Origin of the sequence: Pseudoalteromonas sp. K222D (genome assembly GCF_017653575.1) — a bacterium.
GTDB classification, from domain to species: Bacteria; Pseudomonadota; Gammaproteobacteria; order Enterobacterales; family Alteromonadaceae; genus Pseudoalteromonas; species Pseudoalteromonas nigrifaciens.
Genome location: NZ_JAGGDL010000090.1, coordinates 1 through 1,170, shown reverse-complemented (window position 1 = coordinate 1,170; position 1,170 = coordinate 1). Strand labels below are relative to the sequence as shown.

Annotated in this window: 1 protein-coding gene; it reads left to right on the top strand. The window is 41.7% G+C overall.

What is annotated here, in order from left to right; translation table 11 throughout:
* Positions 1-1,107: RNA-guided endonuclease TnpB family protein (locus J5X91_RS17985; protein WP_208835394.1), on the top strand; the 1,107-nt coding region annotated here is incomplete at its 5' end.
* Between the last annotated feature and the right edge of the window lie 63 nt (positions 1,108-1,170).

The following is a 1,170-nucleotide window of genomic DNA, read 5'->3' as shown; positions in this document are numbered from 1 at the left end:
CGTCGATACGAGCACGATAAAACGTTTTTGTTTTACAAAGACATGGCCTCACTACTTAAAGATATCAAGACGTTCGAAGAGTTTAACTGGATCAAAGCATTCGATTCTGCGGCAGCTCAACAAGTTGCCCGCGACCTGGAATTAGCGCTCAAGAATGCTTTTACTAAAGGTCGCTTGCAACGCTTTCCAAAGCACAAGATCTCATATAAAAAGAAAAAACTTCACAACGATAGTTTTCGAGCGGTCAATAACTCGAACTGTATCCGCATTGAAAATGGCGCTATCAGTATCCCAAAGGTAGGCAAGATACCCATTATCTTGCATCGCAAACTAGCAAGTAAAATCAAGACTGTAACTATCCAGTATCACCACGGAAAATGGGGATGCAGCATCACTCAGGAAGTTGAGTGCAAAACAGCTAAACAAGTTTTAAAAACAATCACAGGTTTTGACATTAACTCAAAGCAAACTGTTGTTGGCTCAGATGGTTTTGTGGTCGATAACCCCAAGTTTTTAAAGCAGTCAAAAACAAAGTTAAATCAATTGCAACGCCAGCTTGCACGCCGAACTAAAGGTTCAAATCGCTGGCAAAAAACCAAACAACGCATCAACAAATTACACGGCAAAATCTCACGGCAAAGGCTCGACTTTGCACACAAAATTTCACGCCAGATAACCAATGAAAATGACATTTTAGTGTTCGAAGATTTAAACGTAAAAGGGATGCAAAAGTTCAATGGCAGCATGGTTGCCGACAATGTGATGGGCTTAATTACTCAGCTTTCAAAATACAAAACTGAGCTTGAAGGTAAACTCTATCACGAGATTGGCAGGTTTGAAAAATCCACTGGGGTTTGTTCTGAATGCGGCCAACATCATGTTTTAACATTGAACGACAGGAATTTCACATGTACGGCTTGTGAAACTTACCAAAACCGAGACTTGTCAGCGGCTAAAAGCATAGCAAAAACAGGTGAATTAGATTTGATTGCGGCTGGAATCGTCGCAAGGGTTACCCCCACATCTCAGCAGAAATCAGCCATTAAAACGAAAGTCTTCGAGCTATCGAAGTTTGCTGTTGGAACTGAGAAAAAAGAAGCAGCCTAGTCTCTAAGTCAAGGCTGTAGAAGCCCATTGATCGACACGGAGTGGCGTCGATGGGTAGTTCAC